The 6539-nt window shown below is 64.9% G+C and carries 6 protein-coding genes; all 6 read right to left on the reverse strand.

The genetic code is table 11. From position 1 onward, the window contains the following. On the reverse strand, positions 1-723 hold a 723-nt coding region (locus HP547_RS14575), incomplete at its 3' end, for a Mur ligase family protein (protein WP_256676342.1). Continuing rightward, a complete protein-coding gene (accD, locus tag HP547_RS14580) occupies positions 723-1616 on the reverse strand; it encodes an acetyl-CoA carboxylase, carboxyltransferase subunit beta (protein ID WP_172218589.1) in 894 nt (297 codons plus the stop codon). The genes HP547_RS14575 and accD, both read right to left, overlap by 1 nt. Positions 1617-1836: 220 nt before the next feature. Further along, positions 1837-2457 carry a phosphoribosylanthranilate isomerase gene (locus tag HP547_RS14585; RefSeq protein ID WP_172218591.1) on the reverse strand — a complete coding sequence of 207 codons (621 nt, stop codon included), beginning with the start codon at positions 2455-2457 and terminating at the stop codon, positions 1837-1839. 62 nt (positions 2458-2519) lie between these two features. Next, on the reverse strand, positions 2520-3380 hold the full coding sequence (gene truA / locus HP547_RS14590; RefSeq protein WP_172218593.1) for a tRNA pseudouridine(38-40) synthase TruA: 861 nt from the start codon (positions 3378-3380) through the stop codon (positions 2520-2522). Positions 3381-3475: 95 nt separating this feature from the next. After that, a complete protein-coding gene (locus HP547_RS14595) occupies positions 3476-6220 on the reverse strand; it encodes a FimV/HubP family polar landmark protein (RefSeq protein WP_172286667.1) in 2745 nt (914 codons plus the stop codon). A gap of 71 nt (positions 6221-6291) precedes the next feature. Then, positions 6292-6539 (reverse strand): Asd/ArgC dimerization domain-containing protein (locus tag HP547_RS14600; protein WP_256676343.1); only part of this gene is annotated, 248 nt, incomplete at its 5' end.

The raw sequence follows: 6539 nt of genomic DNA on the forward strand, positions 1-6539 counted from the left end.
GACTTGCGCGCCATCGGCCGCAGTCCCGCGCCAGCTCCAGCTGCCATCGGCGCTACTCAGGTCGAAGTCACGCCCGCGCAGGAACAACGGCGCGGCCAGATCGGCAGCCTTGTCCAGCAACGGCTGCGGCGGATCCAGATCACCGCACAACGCAGGCTTGCCCTGGCGGAAGATGCCGGCCTTCTCGAAGGCCACCCGTTCGCGGGTATCGCCCAGGTAATCGACATGGTCGACGCCGATACTGGTCACCAGTGCCAGGTCGGCATCCACCACATTGACGGTGTCCAGGCGACCACCAAGGCCCACTTCCAGCACCACGGCATCCAGCTGCGACTGGTAGAACAACCAGAACGCGGCCAGAGTGCCCATCTCGAAGTAGGTCAGGGAAATTTCGCCCCGCGCCGCCTCGACGGCGGCAAAGGCGTCGCACAGTTGCTGATCGCTGGCCTCTTGACCCTCGATCAGCACCCGTTCGTTGTAACGCAACAGGTGCGGCGAGCTGTACACGCCAACCTTCAGCCCCTGGGCACGCAACAGCGAGGCTACGAAGGCGCAGGTGGAACCCTTGCCGTTGGTGCCGGTTACCGTCACCACGCGTGGCGCCAGCTTGCCCAGCGCCAGCCGGGCAAGCACCTTCTGCGACCGCTCCAGGCCCATGTCGATGGCCGAGGGGTGCAATTGCTCGAGGTAGGCGAGCCATTCGCCCAGGGATCGTTGTTTCATCACGCGACGGCAGCCGCCTCACGCGCTTGCTCCGGGGTTTCCTGGCCGGTCATCTGCGCCAGCAGGCGGGCCAGACGCGGGCGCAGTTCGCCACGGGAGATGATCAGGTCGATGGCGCCGTGCTCCAGCAGGAACTCGCTGCGCTGGAAGCCTTCTGGCAGCTTCTCGCGCACGGTCTGCTCGATCACCCGCGGGCCGGCGAAGCCGATCAGTGCCTTCGGCTCACCGACGATAACGTCGCCGAGCATTGCCAGGCTGGCGGAAACACCGCCGTACACCGGGTCGGTCAGCACCGAGATGAACGGGATGCCTTCCTCGCGCAAGCGCGCCAGCACGGCAGAGGTCTTGGCCATCTGCATCAGCGAGATCAGCGCTTCCTGCATGCGTGCACCGCCAGAGGCGGAGAAGCAGATCATCGGGCAGCGGTTTTCCAGCGCGTAGTTGGCAGCACGCACGAAACGCTCGCCGACGATGGCGCCCATGGAACCCCCCATGAACGAGAACTCGAAGGCGCTGACCACGATCGGCATGCCCATCAGGGTGCCGCTCATGGAGATCAGCGCGTCTTTCTCGCCGGTCTGCTTTTGCGCGCCGGTCAGGCGGTCCTTGTACTTCTTGCCATCACGGAACTTCAGGCGGTCGACCGGCTCCAGGTCAGCGCCCAGCTCGGCACGGCCTTCGGCGTCGAGGAAGATGTCGATACGCGCGCGTGCACCGATGCGCATGTGGTGGTTGCACTTGGGGCAGACATCCAGGGTCTTTTCCAGCTCCGGACGATACAGCACGGCCTCGCAGGCCGGGCACTTGTGCCACAGGCCTTCTGGCACCGAGCTCTTCTTCACCTCGGAACGCATGATCGAAGGGATCAGTTTGTCGACTAACCAGTTGCTCATGCTTTCTTTCTCCAGTATTGGCAGGCGGGGGACCGGTGTCGCCGGCCCTGCCCTGCCCTTGAGCTCAAAATCTTATGGAACGTTGCTGGACCGGCCGCGAGACTTCCCGCGCGCCACTCCAGCGCTAATGTGTTGTTTTGCCGTCAGATGTACTGACGACTGCCGCGCAGGGCTGCGAAAGTTATGGACGATGGCGCGCAGCCAGCCGTCACATCTGCCATCACGCCTGTTTCACCGCACGCATGAAGGCTTCGATTTTAGCCGCATCCTTGATGCCCTTGGCCTGTTCGACGCCGCCGCTGACATCCACCGCGTAAGGCTGCACCTGGGCAATGGCCCGACCGACGTTATCGGCCGACAGCCCGCCGGCGAGGATGACTGGCTTGCTCAGGCGCGCCGGCACCAATGACCAGTCGAAGGCTTCACCGGTTCCCCCGGGTACGCCCTTCACGTAGGTGTCCAGCAAAATACCGCGGGCACCCGAATAGGTTTTGCAGGCTGCTTCCAGGTCGTCGCCCGGGCGTACGCGCAAGGCCTTGATCCAGGGGCGGTGGAAACCCTCGCAGTCCTGCGGGGCTTCATCGCCGTGGAACTGTAGCAGGTCCAGCGGCACCACTTCGAGGATCTCGTTCAGCTCGCAACGCGTGGCGTTGACGAACAGCCCGACCGTGGTCACGAACGGCGGCAGCTCGGCGATGATCGCCCGAGCCTGGAGCACGTCCACAGCCCGGGGGCTCCTGGCATAGAAGACGAAGCCGATGGCATCGGCACCCGCTTCGGCAGCGGCCAGTGCGTCCTCGATGCGGGTGATCCCGCAAATCTTGGTGCGTACATTGCTCATGGACAGCGAACCCTGCTGGTTACGGTGAAAGGCCGGATGTTAGCAAATGACTTTAGCGCCCGTCAGTCAGCCAACGCCTCGAAACCGGTCAGAAAGTGTGGGCCAATGTAACGCTGGGGCAGCGCGAACTCCTCCGGGTACTCCACCTGCACCAGATACAGCCCGTAAGGGTGTGCGGTCACCCCGCCTTCGCTACGGTTGCGCCCTTCCAGCACCTCGCGCGCCCAGGTGACCGGGCGCTCGCCGGCACCAATGGCCATCAGCACCCCGGCAATGTTGCGCACCATGTGGTGCAGGAAGGCGGTGGCGCGCACGTCCAGCACGATCATCTGGCCATGGCGGGTAACGCGCAGGTGGTAGATGTGCTTGATTGGCGACTTGGCCTGGCACTGGCTGGCGCGGAAGGCGCTGAAGTCGTGGGTGCCGAGCAGGAACTGCGCGGCCTCGGCCATGCGCTCGACGTCCAGTGGACGGTGGTTCCAGGTAACTTCCTCGGCCAGGTGCGCCGGGCGGATCGGGTCGTTGTAGATGACGTAGCGGTAGCGCCGGGCACAGGCCTTGAAGCGGGCATGGAAGTCGGCCGACATCGGCCGCGACCAGACCACGCTGATGTCGTGCGGCAGGTTGAAGTTGGTGCCCATGGTCCAGGCGCGTTCGTCGCGCACGGCGCGGGTGTCGAAGTGCACGATCTGCCCGCAGCCGTGTACGCCGGCATCGGTACGCCCGGCGCAGACCACCGCGATTGGCTCGTTGGCCACCGTGGACAGCGCCTGCTCCAGCGCTTGCTGCACGCTCGGCACACCGCTGGCCTGGCGCTGCCAGCCGCGGTAACGCGCGCCCTTGTATTCCACGCCCAGGGCGATACGGGAGTAGCCTTCGGCCGCAGATTCGGTGGCGGCGCTGTCGATGATGTCCAAGAGCATGAAACCTGTGGGGTGTACGGAATGGCGGGGATTATAACGACAACGGCAGCCGCGTAGGGCTGCCGTTGAAGGTGTATCGCGTTCCAGGACCTCGATCAGACCAGTCGAGACAACATGTCCTCGGCTTCCTGACGCTGGGTGTCGTCGCCGTCCTTGACTACCTCATCAAGGATGTCGCGCGCGCCCTGGTTGTCACCCATGTCGATATAGGCACGGGCCAGGTCGAGCTTGGTGGCCACTTCATCACTGCCGGAGAAGAAGTCGAAGTCGAGGTCGTCCAGCGGCTCTGGCTCTGGCTGTGCAGCCGCATCCTCGCTGGTGAAGTGCGGCTCCAGCGACGGCGACTCGAGGCTCTGCGACAGTTTGTCCAGCTCGGCGTTGACGTCGTCCAGCTCCGAAGCGAAGCTCTTGGCGGCTGGCGAGTCATCTTCCAGCGACAACGACAGGTCGAAGTCTGACGGCAGGTCGAAATCGGAGATCGGGTCGAACGCCGGCACGCTGTCGAAGGCATCCAGCTCCGCAGCGACATCCACCGGGGTCTCTGCCACTGCTTGCGGGGCAGCCGGGGTGACAGGCTCGGTGATATCGAGGTCGAAATCGGACAGGTCCACAGCAGGCTGGGGCTCGGCCTGGGCCAGCATGGCCTCGAAGTCTGCATCGGCCTCAGCCTGCAGCTCGGCGTCCACGGCAAACGGTTCTTCTTCAGACTGCGCCTCTTCCAGCGAAGGCTCATCCAGTACCGGTTCGTCGGGCTCGGGCGCCTGCGCCAGCGGCTCGTCCAGCAGCGGTGCTGCCAGCGGGTCCTCTTCGGGCAGGTCTTCACCCAGGCTCAAGTCAAAGGCGCTGTCCAGGTCCTGCTCGTCCAGGCCTGGCTCATCGAGGGTCGACACTTCGTCGAAGGCATCCAGTTCAGCCTCCGGCTCGAGTGCTGCCTCAGGCTCCGCTTGCGCTACAACATCCGGCTCGGGCTCGAATTCCGGCACTTCTTCAGGCACAACGTCAGCCACCGCTGGCGCTTCAGGCTGATCCTGCAGCAGGCCCTGCACGTACTGCTCATCCATTTCGGCAGCCAGCGCCGTCGCACCCAGGCCGGCTGCGGCCAGGCTGAGCATCGCCGGGTAGCGTTCCTTCAGCCCGGCGACTTCTGCAGCATTCTGCTCGGTTGCCGGCAGCTTGCGCTCCTGCTCGACGAACGCGCTCTGGTCACCTTGGCGGGCGTACACGTCCATCAGCTTCAGGCGCAGGTCATCACGCTGCGGCGTTGCGGCCACGGCGGGCTCCAGCAGCTCGGTAGCGCGGTTCAGGCGGCCTTCGGCCAGGCATTGATCGACCTCCGCCAGCAAACCGGGGTACGGATCTGTTTCAGGCTCGGGCAGCGGTTCGGCGACTGGCGCAGCCGCTTTTTCTGCAGCAACGGCAGCGGCGGCCGACGCGGCCACCACGGCTGGCGACAGGGTGACGCTGGGCTCCGAGACTTCAACGCCATCAAGGCTATCGGTATCGGTGTCAAAGCCCGTGCCTTGCTCTTCTTCCAGTGCCCGCGCCATCCGCAAGTGTTTCTCGGCCTCTTGCTGGGCCTTGCGCTTGCGCGCCAGCAGCCACAGCAGCAGGGCCAGTACCAGAATGGTAGAACCGGCAATCAGCCAGAGCAGCCACGGGTTGCCGAGGATCTGCTGGAGTGCGCTGTCCGGCTGGCTGGCAGGCGCTGGCGCTGGCGCGGCAGCAGGTGCCGACTCGGGCGCGGTGTCGACGGCAGCGGGCGCTGGCTCGACCGAAGGCTGCGCAGCGGCGGCTGGCTGGCTCACAGCAGCGGCAGCCGTTGCCGGGGTGGCTGCGCCCTGCCCTTCGAGGCGCGCGAGCTGGTTGTTTTTCAGCTCGATCAGACGCTGCAGCTTGTCCAGCTGGCTCTGCAGGTCGGACATGCGGCTTTGCAGTTCTTCGTTGTCACGGCGGCTGGTGTCCAGACTTTCCTGGGCCAAGGCCAGCTTGTCGCTCAGGGCTTTGGTCTGACCGCCACTGGCCTGGTTGCCCGGGCTGACCAGGCGCAGGTTGTCACCTTGGGCGATAACCGACGGCGCGGCCTCGGCGGCGCCACGGCGGGTGGCGTCCAGCTGGCGGGCACGCGGGCCCAGGCGGCGGCCTTCACGCCAGGCGGCATACTGTTCGGCCACCTCGCTGTTGGCCTCGCCCTGCGCGATGTTCTGGACCTGCTGCTGGTCGGGCAGGCGCAGTACCTGGCCAACCTTCAGCTGGTTGATGTTGTTGCCGATGAATGCGTCCGGGTTCAGCGCCTGGATGGCGATCATGGTCTGCTGGATCGAGCCACCCTGGGTGTTGCGCGCGGCAATCTGCCACAAGGTGTCGCGGCGCTGGGTGGTGTAACTGCTGGCACCGGTGACCGCCGAGGCAACGTTGCCGGCCGCCTGCTTGTCGCCCTGGGCCTTGGCCTGGTCGAGCAGTACGCTGTAGTCACGCAGCAGACGGCCTTGCGGCCACATTACCTGGACCAGGAATTTGACCACTGGCCCCGGCAGCGGCTGGCTGGAGGTCACCCGCAGCACGCTTCTGCCGTTGGGGTTGATCACTGGTGTGAAGGTCAGGTCTTCGAGGTAGGTCGGAAACGCCACCCCGGCCTTGCTGAACTCTTCCGGGGGCGCCAGGCTCGGCGCCACTTCGGCCGCCTTGAGGTCGCGCACGTCGAGCAATTCGATCTCGGCGTCCAGCGGCTGATTCTGTGCCGACTTCAGGGTCAGCTCCCCCAAGCCCAGGGCATTCGCCATGCCAGACGTCAGCGCGGATGCTGCAGCCATGGCCAGAACCAGTTTGCGAATTCGAAGCATGACCTCTTCCCTTGTATGAATCGTCCCGAAACCTGCATGCGGAGCAGGACAAATATGCTCGCCAGTATCTTTTACGGCATGTGTTTAATCAACAATTGTGCCACTTGCACGGCATTGAGCGCGGCGCCTTTGCGCACGTTGTCGGTGGTGAGCCAGAGGTTGAGCTGCTGGTCTTCATCAACACCGTGACGTACACGACCAACATAGACCACGTCTTGGCCCACTGCGTCACCTACCGGGGTCGGATAATCATCACGCTCCACCAGCTCGAGGCTGTCAGCCGCCTCCAGGGCCTGGTTGACGGCGTCCAGGTCGACCG

Source organism: Pseudomonas sp. CM27 (genome assembly GCF_013179515.1).
GTDB lineage: Bacteria > Pseudomonadota > Gammaproteobacteria > Pseudomonadales > Pseudomonadaceae > Aquipseudomonas.

Bases quoted from the DNA above. Each gene is read 5' to 3' on its own strand.
- accD (WP_172218589.1), bottom strand. From the start codon at position 1,616: ATGAGCAACTGGTTAGTCGACAAACTGATCCCTTCGATCATGCGTTCC.
- HP547_RS14585 (WP_172218591.1), bottom strand. From the start codon at position 2,457: ATGAGCAATGTACGCACCAAGATTTGCGGGATCACCCGCATCGAGGAC.
- truA (WP_172218593.1), bottom strand. From the start codon at position 3,380: ATGCTCTTGGACATCATCGACAGCGCCGCCACCGAATCTGCGGCCGAA.
- HP547_RS14595 (WP_172286667.1), bottom strand. From the start codon at position 6,220: ATGCTTCGAATTCGCAAACTGGTTCTGGCCATGGCTGCAGCATCCGCG.